The organism is Bacillus sp. FJAT-29937, from assembly GCF_001509555.1.
GTDB lineage: Bacteria > Bacillota > Bacilli > Bacillales > Cytobacillaceae > Cytobacillus.
In genome coordinates, this window is sequence record NZ_LMAS01000005.1 from 313854 (window position 1) to 330552 (window position 16699).

The window sequence follows — 16699 nt, forward strand, 5'->3', positions numbered from 1 at the left end:
AAAAAGGCGTGGAAAACTGCGCCTTTTTTGGAAATTTCATAGCGAATATTTTACATCCATCCATTATCATTGCGCTTGTGTTTTTTTTATAAGGAGGGAGGGTGGGGGGACCCATGATAAATAGAGTGAAGAGTGAATATATAAGTTGGATACTGTTATTAGGGGCAGTTGTTCTCTTTTTGGAATTTACGTTTTTTAATCGGGGATTGATCTTCTCCCTCCTTGTGGAAGTGGGCATGATTTATCTAGGGAGAAAATGGATGCCTCGTAAATCCGGAAAACTCCTGTTTTGGCTTGGAATTATCTTTTTAATTATTAGTATTTTTAGTATGATTACATTTAAATTTTTTCTGTTGGCCATTCTCATCCATTTCTTAATCCAATTCGTTCAGGCTAAGAAAAATCCAGCACATATCAAGCCTGAATTGAAGGAACCAAGTTTGAATCTGGAGAAGGAAAAGGTCATTCGACATAAGCCTTTATTCGGCAATCAACTATTCGGACAACAGAAGACTCCCGATCATGTCTATGAGTGGAGCGATATTAATATTCAGACAGGGATCGGGGATACCGTTATTGATTTAAGTTACACGGTTCTCCCAAAAGGGGAAACGGTTATTTATATAAGAAATCTAATTGGAAACATTCAAGTCCTCGTTCCTTATGATATAGAAATAAGTGTCAATCACTCTGTATTAGCTGGTTCAATAGAAATCTTTGGAACTCAGGAACCAAAGGTTTTTAATCAGACATTGAAAGTCCAAACTCCAGGATTTGATCAAGCTGAACAACGTGTCAAAATTTTCACCTCGATCCCTGTAGGTGATTTAGAGGTGAAGCGCGTATGAGTATTGTTCAGCGTCAAGTCGTTATCGGAGTAGCTGCATCTATTCTCATCTGCAGCTTCTTTATTATTTCTTTTCTATTTCGTTTTCCGCTGATTGATTGGAAAGAACTTTGGGATACAAATGTCATGGATATTCCCTATGTTATTTTTGTTCCGAGTGTCAGTATTTTTATTGGGATTTTATTTGGTTTAATCTCGGGATTTAATTGGAAGAAGCAAATTCAAACAGTAGATAACTGGCTCTATCATATTGAAGAAGGGCGTCAAATAGAAACGAAGGAATTGAATGCCCCTCCCGAATTGCACTCGATTGTAAACAGAGTAGGCAAAATTCAGAAGCAAATTGCCGAACAGGCAAAGCTGTCACAAAAGCTGGCAACAGAAAAGGCGGAGGATATGGAGAGCCGTGTGCAGGAAGTAATTTCGCAGGAAAGAAATCGTTTGGCAAGGGAGCTTCATGATTCTGTCAGTCAGCAGTTGTTCGCGGCTTCAATGTTAATGTCAGCAATCAATGAAGCAAAGCCTCAGACAAATGAAAGGGAAACGAAGCAATTGAAAATGGTGGAGGAAATGATTCATCAGTCTCAACTCGAGATGAGAGCCCTTCTGCTTCATTTAAGACCTGCTGCTCTAAAAGGAAAGTCCCTTCAAGAAGGAATAAAGGAATTACTTGTCGAATTATCACAAAAAGTAACGATGGATATTAAATGGAAAGTCGAGGACTTCCCTCTTGATAAAGGAATAGAGGATCATTTATTTCGCATTCTTCAGGAATCGGTTTCTAACACCCTCCGTCATTCAAAATCATCGAAGCTCGAAGTATTGCTAATTCAAAGGGATGAGTTTGTTATTTTAAGAGTGGTGGATGATGGGATTGGCTTTGACGTTGAAGAAGCAAAAGCTGGTTCCTATGGTCTGCAGAATATGCATGAACGTGCGGTGGAAGTTGGGGGAACGCTCAAAATCATTAGTTTGAAAAATAGCGGTACACGGCTTGAAGTGAAAATTCCTATTATGAAGCAAGAGGGTGAGGCCAATGATTAGAGTTTTATTTGTTGATGATCATGAAATGGTGAGAATCGGGGTTTCCTCCTATTTGTCTGCACAGCCCGATATTGAAGTAGTTGGGGAAGCGGACAATGGGAGAACAGCCATTGATATGGCATTAGATTTACGTCCGGATATCATATTAATGGATTTGGTCATGAAGGAAATGGACGGAATTGAAGCAACGAGAAATATTATTGAACAATGGCCAGATGCGAAAATTATTATTGTAACAAGCTTCCTAGACGATGAAAAAGTTTATCCTGCTCTTGAAGCGGGGGCAACAAGCTATATGCTGAAAACTTCAAAAGCGAGTGAAATTGCTGATGCTGTCCGATCCACTTATCAGGGGCAATCTGTCTTAGAACCGGAAGTAACGGGAAAAATGATGGTGAAAATGAGGCAGAGGAACCAACAGCTTCCTCATGAAGAATTGACCGGCAGAGAAATGGAAATACTCTTGCTCATGACGGAAGGAAAGACCAATCAGGAAATCGCTGATGAACTATTTATCGCTTTAAAAACTGTAAAGACGCATGTCAGCAACATTCTCAGCAAGCTCCACGTTCAGGACCGGACTCAGGCTGTAATCTATGCCTTTAAGCATTCACTTACAGAATAGCGATGAAAAGACCAACTCAATTTTTTAGAGAAGGTCTTTTTTAATGGTGTGGCTGTTTTGGCGGATGGATGGATTGTACGAAAAGTCCGTCGCCTTCAAGCCATTCAGCTAGAAAAACATCTTTATATTCTGTAATCCCTTGAGAGGATAGCTGTGTTTTCAACCATTCCTCCTTAAAGCCAATGTCTTCAAGTTCTTCCCACAACACGGTCCCGTCACGTATGAGTGTTATAGGGACGTAGATGGATTTTCCCGGAAAATTGAAATCCTCTTGTGTCGTTTTTTGATAGCGAGACTTTTTTAATATACTAATGGATCCGCTGCTTTCTAAGTAACAGAATGCTACCTCGCGAATAGAAAAGGTTTCGCTTTGACGGAGCAGGCTTTGAAGCTGGTTAAGATTCAACCTGCATTTCTTCAGGGCATCCCTGTCGACTACGCCGTTTTTAATGAGGGCAATCGGTTTTCCTTGGAAAATTCCGCGGAAAAAGAGGAATTTTCGATCAAGGAGTTCTACTGTAAATAATAATGCCCCCCATAGGCTCATCGAGTATATGATGTAAAGAACGCCAACCTTCTCCTCATACATTGCATTTCCAAGCATTTCGCTTAAAACAATCGAGGAAATAAATGTAAAGGGAGAGATTTGTTTAATAATCTTTCTCCCGACAATTTTGACGATAATAAACAAAAAAAAGAAACCAACAACAAGGTCAACCGTTAAATGTAACAGGCTCATTACAATGTCCCTCATTAAAAGTGAATTAGATTCATGCTAGTACTATTATTTTTCCAAAATGAAGAAGTTATGAGTGCAATTGGTGTACATTTTTATTTTCCAGATAGTGTTATTAACATGTGGAACATAAAAATAAATGTTATGTTAAAATTAAGTAAGTATTTAGACAGGTGGCGAAAATATGGACAATCATAAAATATTAACAATTTTAGAAAAAGAACTTTTCGTTGCATTAGGATGTACAGAACCAGTAGCCATTGCATTGGCTGCAGCAACGGCAAAAAGCTATGTTGAAGGAACAATCCAAGAAATTTGCGTGAAGGCAAGCGGGAATATTATCAAAAATGCAAAGTCCGTTGGCATACCTGGGATGTCCGGGAAAGGGCTGGACTTCTCTGCAGCGCTCGGAGCGGTTGCGGGAAACCATGAGAAGAAATTGGAATTGTTAGAGGGATTAACGGAGGAAGATGAGCTTTTGGCCTTCAAGCTTATTGATGAGGGGAAAGTGAAAGCGGGGCAGGCTGATTCACCAAAAAGACTATATATCGAAGTAACGATTCAAACAGATAAGCAGACTTCTAAAGTAGTGATTTCGGATAATCATAGCAATATTACGTTAATTGAAGTAGATGGCAAGGCTGTGTTCCTTGGAGGCTGCGAGAATATTGGGATTCAAACGGATGAAGAGGAATTAGAAAGTTTAACCATTGATGAAATTTATCATTGGGTTCTTCAGGCTGATGTAAAGGATTTATCACTGGTGAAAAGGAGTATAGAGTTAAACCGGGTTATCGGGATGGAGGGCTTGTCCGGTAATTACGGTTTAAATGTTGGAAGAACGATTAAAGAGAATGTGAAAAAAGGGTTGCTTTCCGATGATTTGGCAACTGCTGCGATGTCCCTTGCCGCTGCTGGCTCTGATGCGCGCATGGCAGGTTCGACACTTCCAGTTATGGCAAACACGGGCAGCGGGAACCAAGGGATTGCGGTGACTCTTCCTGTCGTGGCTGTAGCTGAAAAACTGAACGTGTCTGAGGATAAAATGATACGGGCTGTTGCATTAAGTCACCTGATCACAATCCATATTAAATCAAAATTTGGCCGGCTGTCCGCCTTATGTGGAGTAACAGCTGCGGGAATGGGGGCAAGCTCCGCCATTGTTTACTTGCTGGACGGAAATCTTCAGCAAATTAAAGCTGCGGTACAAAATACAATCGGAAATGTATCTGGGATGATATGCGATGGGGCAAAGGCGGGGTGTGCAATGAAGGTATCTACCTGTTCGAACGTAGCTGTCCAATCCGCATTATTAGCACTCAATCACCAAGAAATTCAATCTACTGACGGATTTATCCACGATGACGTTGAGAAAAGCATCGAAAGCTTTTGCAAGCTCGGAAATGAAGGCACCCGTCAAACAGATGAGCTTATTTTGAAATTGATGCTGGAGAAATAGGAGAAGCGTGGCCAGGGTTAACGAGTTTTATAGAAATGCGGATTCTCTGGTCGCTAAAATCTTTTCCAACAAAATAATATTCCAAAGACTTGTCTCATATCTTATACAATAGGATTCTGGCAATCCAGCCAGTGATACTTGGCAGATGTATAAGGAGAGGCTAAATGAATAAATTTTTTAAAGGAACATTATTGTTAGCTGTTGCCGCGTTTGCGGGAGAATGCATCGAATTTGTTGTGAATATGGTATTGGCGCGTGAGCTTGGAGAGAGAGGACTCGGCCTATATATGTCCATTCTTCCAACGATTTTTTTGATTGTCTTGCTGGCGAGCTTTGAACTGCCTATCTCTATTTCAAAGTTTATTGCCGAAAAAGACAAGAAATATCATTTTAGCATGCTTAATCATGTCATTAAATTAACCATTATCTTCACAGCCATTTTACTGCCATTGGCCATTGTGATTATCCCGTTTATCTCTGTTTTTGATCAGTATCATCCTTATCTTAGATGGGTTGTTATCGCCTTTATCCCGATTGTATCTTTCTCCTCGATTACAAGAGGGTTTTTTATGGGAAAGCAACAGATGGGGAAAATCGCCACTTATAATTTTATGAAAAAGCTTGTACAGCTTTTATTACTAGTTTTCCTATATCAAATATTTCAATTCGATACAGAGACGGCTGTTTTAATTGCCTTTTGTACCTTCATAGGGAGCGAGATTGTTGTTTTCTTTTACTTGCTTCATATGTTTATCTTGCAATTTCAGCAAGTAAAAAGAGAACCGCGCGAAAGAATGAGCGGAGGGACAGTATGGAGAAGCTTGATGGCCGTTTCTATTCCGACAACGGCATTGAGAGTTTTCCATGCCTTGACACATGCGGTGGAGCCCTTTCTCATTAAGGCAGCTTTATTACATGCTGGAGTGAGCGGGATTGTAGCAACTGAGCATTTTGGTATGCTGGCTGGAATCGCGATGACGGTAGGTTTTTTTCCGGCATTTATTGCTCATTCCTTCTTAATCATGCTCATTCCAACCGTTTCTGAAGCTTATTCCGAAAAAAATATTGACAAGCTCCAAAGCCTTCTGAAGCAAGTAAGTATGATCACATTTCTATACGGAATCCCAGCTGTCACTTTCTTCTACTTTTTCGCTGAACCGATTACACTAAACTTTTTCCATTCTTCTGATGCTGCTATTTATTTGCAAATGCTATGGCCGTTTTTCTTGCTGCATTATTTCATTATCCCTATGCAGGCCTTCCTAATTGGTTTGGGACTTATGAAAGAGGCTTTTTACCATTTTGTTTGGTCGACGATTGTATCCTTTTCTGTCATGTACGTACTCGGTTCCATGCATAGCTTCCAGATGGATGGCATTATTATTGGAATGAATGCAGGGGCTGTACTCTTATTTCTTATGCATTACCTGACCATTTGTAAGAAAATTGGTGTTAGTATATTGCTTTCTCCAGTCCGCTTTAGATGAAAAAGGAGGAGCAGCCAAGTTGTATATGGCTGCTCACTCTTATGGAAAGTCAAGTTTGTATGAATTTATCCTCTCCATACTAGCTTGTTTCCGCTTCTTTCGAATTTCCGCACGCTCTTTTGCTGAATCATATAAGCTTTTTTCCTCATCTGTTTCGGGGATAACTGCTGGAACCGGTGTAGGCTTTCCGTTTTTATCAACCGCCACCATTGTTAGGAAAGACATGGCACAAACATTGCTTTCCCCTGTTAATAAATCTTCTGCTATAACCTTTACAAATACTTCCATAGAGGATCTTCCTGTATATGTGACAAAGGCTTCTAGGCAAACTGCATCACCTTGATGAATGGGATGGAGGAAATCAACCGAATCCGTTGAAGCTGTTACAACATTTTTCCTTGCATGCCGCATGCCCGAAATCGCGGCTGCATCGTCTATGTACGCCATTAATTTTCCGCCAAACAACGTCCCGTAAGCATTTGTATCTGGCGGCAAAACGATACTAGTTTTGACTACAAATGAATCCTTGCATTTTTTTGACTCTTCCATATTGCCCTCCTATAAATCTGATCTGATATATACAAGATTAATCATAACAACAAAATTTTAATACTGTTTTAAGTTTATTTTTAAAAAATGTTAATACAATTTGTATCAAATATAAGTATGCACGGTTTTGCTTCTCATTATTTTCATTGTAAAGTTTGTTCGATGGAAAAAATATTTGAACGATTTTTTTCCTTAGACCGAATAGGTCAGCTGTGCAAAGTCCGCCATTATTATAACGATTTGATCAAATTGTAATGGACAACTAGTCGATTACAAATACAACACCATATGCTCCTCATCAAAATACACATCCTCGATTTTTAACGCTTTTGGATCTCTTCCAAATGTTTCGAAACCAAAGGATTGGTATAGTTTTTTTGCAGGTTCATTTGTTGCCTCAACCGTTAAATAAATTTGTTCGATTTCGTTTAACTCCCTAGCCTTTTTTAATGCTGAAGCCATTAAATGCTTTCCAATTCCCATTTTACGCTTTTCAGGTGAAACGTACATGGCGAAAATATTTGCCCGATGTTTAAGCTTCAACTTCGATTCTTTAAACAATGTTACTGAACCGATTAAAGCTTCATTCTCAAATGCACCGAAAGTAAAGGAATCCCCCGATTGAAATCTTTCTCCATATACTTCTGCAGGACGGTCTTTCTCTTCTTCATAGCTGGAAGCAAAAGCGGCTGGATGATTTTTTAATGCAATTAATCTTAAATCACGATAAGCCACAGCATCATTTGGATTTAAAAGCCTAATATTCATAACTTCACCTCGCGAACTCTAATTCTATTTAGTGTACATTAATCCCAAGTTTTTTCATATTTAATTTTGGGTATATAGGAAATAATAGGCATACGGTTTTAACTATTTCTGAGTCATGGAGAGCGATGAGATGAGAAAGCGCCGGCTTGAGTTTTTAATTGCTTTTGTTTTAATACTTTCCCTATATATGATCCTTTTCGGCCATTACGGTTTGGAAGTTAAAGCCGCGATTTCACTGTTATATTTTTCTGCGCTCGCGATTAGTGTATTTTCTTTAATGCTCGAGAATCGTTCTCCCCAGCATACTCTTCTATGGGTATATGTTCTCGTGTTTTTTCCGGTGTTTGGATATTTATTTTATTTATTTTCCGGACAGCTTTATTTAAAAGGGTATCTTTTTAAAAGCAAACGAAAAAGGGATCGGGATGAATGGAAGAAGCTTTTGCAGCAGGAATCTTCCCCTGATTTTTCATTTTTGCAAGACACCCAGCATTCTTTTTTAAAGTATGCAAGCAATGCATCTCCTACTCCGATAAGTACAGCCTCACGGGCAATAATCTTAAAAGATGGAGAAGAAACTTTTTCCGAAATTAAGAAAAGACTGAGTGAAGCGGAAGTTTTTATTCATATGGAGTACTATATATACCGTTCCGACCGTCTTGGTAAGGAAATTATTCAAATTCTTATTGAAAAGGCGCGAAACAATGTAGAGGTTTTGTTTATGGTCGATGCAGTCGGGAGCAGAAAAATGGATGCAGGGGATTTACAGGCTATGCAGAAGGCTGGGATAAAAGTAAAGTCATTTTCCCCATTAAAGTACGGTTTTTTCAATCAAAAGATTAATTTTCGCAATCATCGTAAAATTATTGTGATCGATGGAAAGGTTGGCTTTGTAGGTGGACTGAATGTAGGGGTAGAATATCTTGGTGAGGATAGATCGATCGGATTTTGGCGTGATACTCATATGCTGCTTAAGGGGGAGGCTGTGTATTCCCTTCATACCGTCTTTTTACTTGATTGGGAATATGTCAGCAGGGAAAAGCTTCTTGGAAAATATACGTCATTTCAATCAAAAATAGAAGAGGATGTCCTGGACGGTGCAGTACAAATTGTTGCTAGTGGTCCAGATACTCAGCAGGGACTTATGAGTGATTTTTATTTTTCCATGATTTCCTCTGCTACTAAATCAATCTGGATTGCGAGTCCTTATTTTGTACCTGATGAAGCCATTCGGACTGCATTAAGAGTTGCTGCTGGAAAAGGAATAGAGGTTCGAATCATGGTTCCTGAAATAAATGATGGTTTCCTTACCCAATATGCAAGCAGATCCTATTTCCCTGAACTGCTTCGTTATGGGGCAGAAATTTATTCATATAGGAAAGGATTTTTGCATCAGAAAATTATTATTATTGATGGCAATCTTGCATCGCTTGGAACGGCGAATATGGACATGCGCAGTTTCCACTTGAATTTTGAAGTCAATGTATTCCTGTATGGGACGAGTTCCATCCGCGACCTCGTTGCCCATTACGAAGAAGATATGGAATATAGCGAAAAAATCAGTCCAGTTCAATATTTCAAAAGAGGCTTTGTTGAAAGATCGAAAGAGTCTTTTGCAAGGCTGTTCTCAGGGGTTTTATAAGGGAGGCTGTCCAGTAAGTCGATTATTCCTGCTTGCTGGGCAGTCTTTTTTTTAGGAAAAATAAGCAAACCACTATGATATCGATAACTACAATAGTAGTAAAAACAGGAAAAAACTAGTATAATTTAATTGTTTGATTGTTTAGAGTAATCTGATTAAAGAGGGGGAGTATCATGCTTTCAACGGCTGTCATTGAGGATGTGCTTGCCGCTGCGCTTGCAACCGGCGGTGATTTTTCTGAAGTATTTGTTGAAGACCGGTATACAAACAATCTAACACTTCAGAGCGGCAAAATGGAAAATAGTTTGTCAGGCAGAGATTTTGGAATTGGAATCCGGGTATTTAAAGGATTACAAAGTGTATATACGTATACAACCGATGCTTCACAAGAAGGATTGTTAAAAGCAGCAAGAAATGCAGCCCACGCCATTACTGGAGATAAGATGGTCCAGCCGCAGCCTCTCGATAAAGAGATTATTAAGTGTGCCCATCCAATCGAGATCAATCCGAAAGATACCGAAAAATTCCGCAAAATGGACGTGATGAAAAAAGCTTATGAGATAGCAAAAAACTATCACTCAAGTATTCAGCAGGTTCTGATTCGTTATATAGATGAAGAGCAAAATGTACTGATTGCCAATAGTGACGGGAAATTTGTAGAGGATAAGAGAGTGAGGAGCAGATTGGCCATCCAATCCATTGCCTCTGAAGGCAGCCAAATTCAGCCTGGCTTCTACGGTCCGGGTGCCCACAAGGGATTTGAATTTTTTGAAAATCTAAATCTTGAGCATTATGCGAGGGAAGCCTCTCGGATTGCTGTGACAATGCTAAGTGCCGAACCATGTCCAAGCGGAAAGTTCCCGGTCATTATTGATAATGAATTTGGCGGGGTTATTTTTCACGAGGCTTGTGGTCATGGACTTGAGGCTACATCGGTTGCGAAGAATAACTCTGTATTTGCGAATAGGATAGGTGAAAAGGTTGCTTCAGATGCCGTTACATATATTGATGACGGCACACTAGGAAACGAGTGGGGATCGATTACAATCGATGATGAAGGTGAAAAAGTACGAAAAAATGTTCTCATTGAAAATGGGATATTAAAAGGTTACTTGATTGATAAATTTAACAGCCGAAGAATGGGCATGCCATCAACAGGTTCTGGCAGAAGGCAATCCTACCGCTTTGCTCCAACTTCCAGAATGACGAATACGTATATTGCAGAAGGAAAATCTACTCCAGAAGAAATTATCGCCAATACAGAGCATGGAATTTATGCTAAATATATGGGCGGGGGTTCCGTTAATCCAGCAACTGGTGATTATAACTTTGCTGTAATGGAAGCCTATACAGTGAAAGATGGGAAGCTAGGCAGACCGCTAAAAGGGGCTACATTAATTGGAAACGGTGCCGAGACATTAAAGCTTGTCGATCTGGTCGGCAATAATTTAGCTCACGGTGCGGGAATGTGCGGCTCTTTAAGCGGAAGCATCCCAGTGAATGTTGGCCAGCCAATGGTTCGTGTAAGTGAAATGACGGTTGGCGGCAGTAAGGAGGCGGAGTAAGGATGATGATCCAGGATTTTAAGCAAAAGCTTTTTTCACTTGGTGAGCAGCATGGTTTTTCCGACATGGAGCTTTATTATGAGAAGGAAGAGAAATTTGGCTGCAGCTTGTTTAAAGGAGAGCTTGATTCCTATGAAAGCTCTGAAATCGCTGGAGTTTCTTTTCGGGGCCTATTTAATGGTAAGGCAGGCAGCGCGTTTACAGAGAAGTTAGATGAAGAATCCATATTATTTTTAATAGAAAATGCAAAGGAAAATGCCCTAATTTCTGAGGAAGACATAAAGGAAGAGATGTTTGCTGGAAGCGACTCCTATTATGAAGGAAGTTTTTATTCAAATGAACTGGAGAAAGTAACGATTCCGGAAAAAGTAGAACTGCTAAAGACTATCGAAAAGCATATTTATGATTATGATGAAAGAGTGACCGGGACGAATTACTTTATGCTGGAAAGCTCAGATTCAGAGCGAACAATCATAAATAGCAAGGGTCTCTCACTTAAGGAAAGGCTTAACCATATCGGTCTGTTTATTTCGGTTGTTGTGAAGCAGGGGGATGAAATTAAAACCGGTTTATATATAAACGTGACAAGAGATTTCTCCTCTTTAGTTCCAGAAGAGATTGCCAAATATGCGGTTGAAGAGGCTCTTTCTCAGTTAAATGCGAAGACAGCAGCTAGTAAACGCTATCCGGTAATATTACGAAATACCGCAGCTGGAAGTCTCCTGCAAACCTTTTCGCCGATTTTCTCTGCCGAAAACGCACAAAAGGGCCAGTCCCTTTTAAAAGAAAAGGTAGGAGAAGCCATTGCGGTTCCGGCATTACAAATTGTAGATGACCCGTTTCTGGAAAATGGGCTATTCAGCAAAACCTTTGACAGTGAAGGAGTGGCAACAGCTAAAAAGGAAATTGTCAAAGATGGGAAACTTGTTACTCTTCTTCACAATCGGAAAACCGCAGAGAAAGCAAATGTCGAGTCAACCGGGAATGCCTATAAATCTTCCTATAAAGGATCTCTAGCTGTTTCCCCAACGAATTTCTATATTACCCCTGGCACTAAAAGTTTAGATGAGCTAACTTCATCATTAAAGGAAGGGATCATCATAACGGATTTGGAAGGGCTGCATTCTGGGGCAGACTCGGTTTCCGGTGATTTTTCTTTAGCGGCCAAAGGGTATTATGTAAAGGATGGAGAAATTCAGTTCGCTGTCAAACAGATGACAATCGCCGGGAATTTCTATGAGCTATTAAATAGCATTGAGCAAATTGGATCTGATCTTGACTTTTCGTTCTCTTTTGTCGCTCCAGGTTATATTGGGTCGCCATCTCTATTAATTAAGGAACTGGCTGTAACAGTAGAATAAGAGGCATTAAGTAACTCTTGAATAAAGGTGTGTACGAGTATGGAGCTTTTAGACGGAAAACGAATCATCTTACGCTCTTTGACACTGGAAGATGCGGAAAAGATTGAAGAATATGCGAGTGATTACGAGATAGCGAAAACAACTCTATATATTCCTCATCCGTATCCGAAAGGTTCTGCAAGGGATTTTGTTGCCAAGGTTCTGGAGGCAGAACAAAATGGGAAAGCCATCACTTTTGCCATTGTCAGCAAGGAGGATTATGGGTTAATAGGGTTAATTAGTATAGGACCAGTCATGGAACATCGCCGCGGAGAGCTTGGCTATTGGGTTGGCAAGCCATTTTGGGGAAAAGGGTATGGAACGGAAGCAGCGACAATGGTTATTAAATACGGTTTTGAAATATTAAACCTGAATCGGATTTATGCGGCGGCTTTTACAAGCAATTCTGGTTCGTGGAGAATCATGGAAAAATGCGGGATGAAGCACGAGGGAGTTTTCCGGAATCATGTTGTTAAAGACGGGAAGCCTATAGATATAACTTATTATAGTATTTTAAAAGAGGAGCATATAGGATAAATGGTAAAATCCCCCATCAGGCACGTAGATGGGGGATTTGTTCTGCCTAGTCTCTGCTTCCAAGGATGCCGAAAATACGCAGAATATTAATGAATAAGTTAATGAAATCAAGATATAAGTTTAGAGCCATTAACGGCACTTCTTCAGCCGATACACCGTACTTCTTCATTCGGTTAAAGTCAAACAGAACATATCCGCTAAATACAAGTACTCCAATAAAGGAGAAAGCAAGCATTCCAGTCGAGCTAAGCGGCCAGAAAATATTAAAGATCGAAATGGCGATCAGTGCAAACAAAGCAGCCATTAGCATGCCGCCTAGGAAAGTCAGGTCACGCTTTGTTGTTGAAGCATAAATCGCTAAGCCTGTAAATACGGTAGTCGTTGTGGCTAATGCAAGCAACACAGGATTAGGACCAATTGTCGCAAGATAGTGAGAAATAATCGGGTATGTCGTCATTCCTGAAATAAATGTAAAGGCGAAAAGGAACGAATACGACATAGCCTTTCTTCTTCGTATGATAAATGCAAATAGAAGCATTCCAATTTCAAGAATAATGAGCGGCAAAAACATAGCTGGTGGAACAAAAACACCCGCCATTGTGCCAATAAAAGCAATTCCTAATGAAATCGCAAATGTTCTTAAAACAGCAGGAAGATAACTGTGGTTTGCTGTTTGGTGCATATACATTATGCTTCACCTCATAAATTTTTTCTTACTAATTATACGTTTGTCCATTAAAAGAGTTTCAAAAAAAATTATTTTTCTTTTAATAAATCCCTAATTTCCGAAAGAAGAACTTCCTTCTTATCGACTGCCGGCTTCGCTTCCTCCTGCTTTTTAAAGCGTTTGTTGATCATTCTGACGAAAATAAAAATTGAAAATGCAACGATAAGAAAATCTAAAATAGTCTGAGCAAAAGCCCCTACCCTTACTTCAGCCGTTCCGACTGTTATAACAAGCTGTTTTGTTAAATCAATTCCGCCAACAAGCAGCCCTACTAGCGGCATAATAATATCTTCCACGAGGGAGGAAACAATTTTTCCGAAGGCAGCTCCGATAATGACCCCGATTGCAAGGTCTAACACATTTCCTTTTAATGCGAATTTCTTAAATTCATTTAGCATAGATTGAAAAATCACCTTTCTCTTACAAAATTAACGTTAATTATACTATGTTATTTAGGCAAATCGCCAGTTATGAGCGTATTATTTTTATTTTAAAGCAGAAGATAATCCGATAAGTGGAGGAGAGTTTTTCGAAAAATGGGTATATTGGGAGATTTGTAGAATGGCGAGCGATTTGTTACACTTTTAACATACAAAAAGAGTTTGTCATTTTTGTAATGAAAATATAATACTTGTTTATACAAATTTTGCTTTTATTTACAGGGAGATTTTAATGAAAAATTATCTATATATACTTACTTTCATGATGTTATCAGGAATATTAGCAGCCTGCTCAAATGAAACAAATGCCTTAAATACTACAGGGAATACACAAATTAAAGCTTCTGCATTACAAACATCTGTTGATAAGATGGGGACAAAGGATACAGCTTGGCTAAAGGAAAAAGCCCTTTACCAGTTTGAAGCGTCAGAAGGCTCAAACGATTATTCGGTGTTTCTTTATGCGGAGGATGAGCACAATGCAGTAAAAGAGGAGAACGGTTCTGGCGGGAAAAATCAATTATTCACCGGAATGTATTTCTTTTATTTAGCAGACAAGGATTCATCAATAGCCTATAAACATGCAGCCCTAGGCAATGGGGGCCCTTTCAATTTTAATCCAACTTTAAACCAAGCCTATTCAGTAAAATTAGGGAAAACTTCAGTTTTTGTTGCACTTGATCCAAGGGGACAAGGTACTTTTCAACCATATTTGTATGCCATAAAAGATGGAGAGATTGTGAAGGTATCACCAGAAGACGGAATTGATGAAATGACGGGTACAGAAATAAAGACGATTAATCAAAAATATTTGCAAACCGCCCATTTACAGGAAAATAACGTTTGGAAGTTTGTCACATGGGAATTTAATGATGAAACTTTGGAAATCAGCAAAAAAGATGAATCTGCTTTAAATGAAAAGTTAAGTGAACAATGGCATAAACGATGGAGTGAAAAGAAAGAGTTATACTACCCTTTCCATAATATAGATCTTAGCCATGATATGGTTGAAAAGGCGAAGCAAGGAATCCCTTTAGGAAGTCCGTATCCAATCGGAACGAATATTGCTAACATCAAGAAATCCGAGCCTAATTTTATGGAAGAAGGGATAAGAGAAGGTACCTCTTATTTGATGTACCCGGAAATTACCTATTATTATGAAAGTTCAACTGGGTCGGTGACAGCTGTCTCCATTCCCGGCGAGCGGGTGAAAACAACTTTAGAAGAGATTAAGAAATTACTTGGAGATCCAAAGCAAGAGGGGATCAATGAGGATAAGGAGATTCGCGTTGTCTACAATGCAGATAAATACGTTGTAGAAGTTTCGTCTGATGAGAATGGTAAGGTGAAAAATATTTATTTATCAAAAAAATAAACATAACAAAGGCTGCCGACAAAGTCGACAGCCTCTCACCATTTGTTATTGTCTAGCTTCAGCGCCTACCCCCTCGAGGTCACAAGCCAATCCTCCCAGAAAGGTAAAGAGCACACCTTTCCGGGAGGCTCGTCTTGTGCTTGTCGGGGGTGGGCAAGGCGCTTCCGCATTTCTTTTTAGAATGCCCAATCCCCATTGCGGAAGACAGGCTCTGTGTTTCCATCAGCTGTAATGCCGTCAATGTCCATTTCGGCTGAACCAATCATGAAGTCCACATGTGTAAGACTTTCATTGAGGCCATGCTCCTTTAACTCATCACTCGACATTTGCTTTCCGCCGTCTAAACAGAATGCATAGGCACTTCCGATTGCCAGATGGTTTGATGCGTTTTCATCGAACAAAGTATTGTAGAAAAGCAGATTCGATTGGGAAATTGGCGAATTGAATGGAACGAGCGCCACTTCACCAAGATAATGTGAGCCATCATCTGTTTCGACAAGCTGTTTAAGAATTTCTTCCCCTGTCTCTGCCTTAACATCAACAATACGGCCATTTTCAAATGTTAATGAAAATTGATCGATAATATTTCCGCCGTAGCTTAATGGCTTTGTGCTGGATACCGTTCCATTAACACCAGTTCTATGAGGGACAGTGAACACCTCTTCGGTAGGCATATTGGCCATGAATTCATGCCCTTTTTCATTGATGCTGCCGGCACCAACCCAAAGGTGCTTCTCAGGAAGCTCGATCGTTAAATCAGTTCCAGGTGCTTTATAGTGCAGCTTTTTATAGCGTTTGCTGTTCAAATAATCTACTTTCTCATGCAGCGTTTCATCATGCTTCTTCCAAGCTTCCACCGGATTTTCTACATCTGTACGTGTGGCTTTAAAAATCGCATCCCATAATAATTGCACTCTTCTTTCTGCGGGTGCATCAGGGAATACCATATCGGCCCAAGCAGGGGATGGAGCGGCAATTACTGTCCAGCTAACTTTGTCTGCCATCATCATTTTTCTGTAATTAGAAAGTGCTTTTCCCGCAGCTTTTTGAAAGTTACCGATTCTCTCGGATTTAACACCCTTTAGTAAGTCCGGGCTTGCCGAAACGATGGACATGAAGGCAGCACCGTTTTTGGCCAATTCTTCAGATTCCTTTGCACGCCATTCCGGATATTCATTGAATGCCTCATCAGGTGCGAGTTCATATTTCGTACGGGAAACAATATCATCGTTCCAATTCACTACAACATTATAAGCACCAGCCTCATACGCCTTCTTTACAATAAGACGAACTAAATCAGCCGAATCGAGGGCTGTGTTGACCACAAGAGTCTGGCCTTGTTGAATATTAACGCCAACCTTTACAGCTAGCTCTGCATATTTCTCTAAATTCGTTTGAAAATCACTCATTATGTAGTCTCCTTTACCAAAATCTTCTTTTTAATTGTAACTTTTTTATTTGGAAAAAGAAACTTTGAAGAAATAATAAACAAAAAGGA

General features: G+C 39.7%; 16 protein-coding genes. 10 read left to right on the plus strand and 6 right to left on the minus strand.

From position 1 onward, the window contains the following. Window positions 1-113 precede the first annotated feature (113 nt). Genes liaF through AR328_RS13560 form a run of 3 tightly spaced genes read left to right on the plus strand, consistent with a single transcriptional unit; the run spans window position 114 to window position 2516 of the window. Window positions 114-848 (plus strand): cell wall-active antibiotics response protein LiaF, encoded by a 735-nt coding sequence (liaF, locus tag AR328_RS13550; protein WP_066295966.1) that lies wholly within the window; start codon window positions 114-116, stop codon window positions 846-848. Next, window positions 845-1891, plus strand: a complete 1047-nt coding sequence (locus AR328_RS13555) for a sensor histidine kinase (protein WP_066295768.1) — start codon at window positions 845-847, stop codon at window positions 1889-1891. Before liaF ends, AR328_RS13555 begins: the two co-directional genes overlap by 4 nt. Next, window positions 1884-2516, plus strand: coding sequence for a response regulator transcription factor (locus AR328_RS13560; protein WP_066295772.1), 633 nt, complete (start codon window positions 1884-1886; stop codon window positions 2514-2516). The genes AR328_RS13555 and AR328_RS13560 overlap by 8 nt, the downstream gene beginning before the upstream one ends. A gap of 40 nt (window positions 2517-2556) precedes the next feature. On the opposite strand, the gene AR328_RS13565 is transcribed toward AR328_RS13560, so the two are convergent. Continuing rightward, window positions 2557-3255: a DUF421 domain-containing protein gene (locus AR328_RS13565; RefSeq protein ID WP_066295776.1), complete on the minus strand. Its 699-nt coding sequence runs from the start codon at window positions 3253-3255 to the stop codon at window positions 2557-2559. A 181-nt stretch (window positions 3256-3436) separates the two neighbouring features. On the opposite strand from AR328_RS13565, the gene AR328_RS13570 reads away from it, so the two are divergent. Then, window positions 3437-4711: an L-cysteine desulfidase family protein gene (locus AR328_RS13570; protein ID WP_066295778.1), complete on the plus strand. Its 1275-nt coding sequence runs from the start codon at window positions 3437-3439 to the stop codon at window positions 4709-4711. A gap of 164 nt (window positions 4712-4875) precedes the next feature. Beyond that, window positions 4876-6198: a polysaccharide biosynthesis protein gene (locus AR328_RS13575; protein WP_066295781.1), complete on the plus strand. Its 1323-nt coding sequence runs from the start codon at window positions 4876-4878 to the stop codon at window positions 6196-6198. Between the two features lie 39 nt (window positions 6199-6237). Here AR328_RS13575 and AR328_RS13580 read toward each other — a convergent pair whose 3' ends face one another. Both AR328_RS13580 and AR328_RS13585 read right to left on the minus strand, forming a co-directional pair. Further along, a complete protein-coding gene (locus AR328_RS13580) occupies window positions 6238-6747 on the minus strand; it encodes an acyl-CoA thioesterase (RefSeq protein WP_066295783.1) in 510 nt (169 codons plus the stop codon). Window positions 6748-7017: 270 nt separating this feature from the next. Then, on the minus strand, window positions 7018-7515 hold the full coding sequence (locus AR328_RS13585) for a GNAT family N-acetyltransferase (protein WP_066295790.1): 498 nt from the start codon (window positions 7513-7515) through the stop codon (window positions 7018-7020). A 130-nt stretch (window positions 7516-7645) separates the two neighbouring features. On the opposite strand from AR328_RS13585, the gene cls reads away from it, so the two are divergent. The 4 genes from cls (at window position 7646) to AR328_RS13605 (ending at window position 12659) form a co-directional block, all read left to right on the plus strand. Continuing rightward, window positions 7646-9157 carry a cardiolipin synthase gene (cls, locus tag AR328_RS13590; protein ID WP_066295792.1) on the plus strand — a complete coding sequence of 504 codons (1512 nt, stop codon included), beginning with the start codon at window positions 7646-7648 and terminating at the stop codon, window positions 9155-9157. Between the two features lie 173 nt (window positions 9158-9330). Beyond that, window positions 9331-10722 (plus strand): TldD/PmbA family protein, encoded by a 1392-nt coding sequence (locus AR328_RS13595; RefSeq protein WP_066295794.1) that lies wholly within the window; start codon window positions 9331-9333, stop codon window positions 10720-10722. Between the two features lie 2 nt (window positions 10723-10724). Further along, window positions 10725-12083, plus strand: coding sequence for a TldD/PmbA family protein (locus tag AR328_RS13600; RefSeq protein WP_066295797.1), 1359 nt, complete (start codon window positions 10725-10727; stop codon window positions 12081-12083). A 39-nt stretch (window positions 12084-12122) separates the two neighbouring features. Then, window positions 12123-12659, plus strand: a complete 537-nt coding sequence (locus AR328_RS13605; protein WP_066295800.1) for a GNAT family N-acetyltransferase — start codon at window positions 12123-12125, stop codon at window positions 12657-12659. A gap of 46 nt (window positions 12660-12705) precedes the next feature. Here the strand turns inward: AR328_RS13605 and AR328_RS13610 are convergent, their stop codons facing one another. Both AR328_RS13610 and mscL read right to left on the minus strand, forming a co-directional pair. Continuing rightward, on the minus strand, window positions 12706-13347 hold the full coding sequence (locus AR328_RS13610; RefSeq protein ID WP_066295802.1) for a Bax inhibitor-1/YccA family protein: 642 nt from the start codon (window positions 13345-13347) through the stop codon (window positions 12706-12708). A 68-nt stretch (window positions 13348-13415) separates the two neighbouring features. Continuing rightward, entirely contained in the window at window positions 13416-13784 is a 369-nt protein-coding gene (gene mscL, locus AR328_RS13615; protein ID WP_066295804.1) for a large-conductance mechanosensitive channel protein MscL, read from the minus strand. Between the two features lie 274 nt (window positions 13785-14058). On the opposite strand from mscL, the gene AR328_RS13620 reads away from it, so the two are divergent. Next, the gene (locus tag AR328_RS13620; RefSeq protein WP_066295808.1) at window positions 14059-15201 is read left to right on the plus strand and encodes a hypothetical protein; all 1143 of its coding nucleotides are present in this window, start codon (window positions 14059-14061) and stop codon (window positions 15199-15201) included. Window positions 15202-15377: 176 nt separating this feature from the next. Here AR328_RS13620 and AR328_RS13625 read toward each other — a convergent pair whose 3' ends face one another. Further along, on the minus strand, window positions 15378-16610 hold the full coding sequence (locus AR328_RS13625) for an aminopeptidase (RefSeq protein WP_066295810.1): 1233 nt from the start codon (window positions 16608-16610) through the stop codon (window positions 15378-15380). Window positions 16611-16699 lie beyond the last annotated feature (89 nt).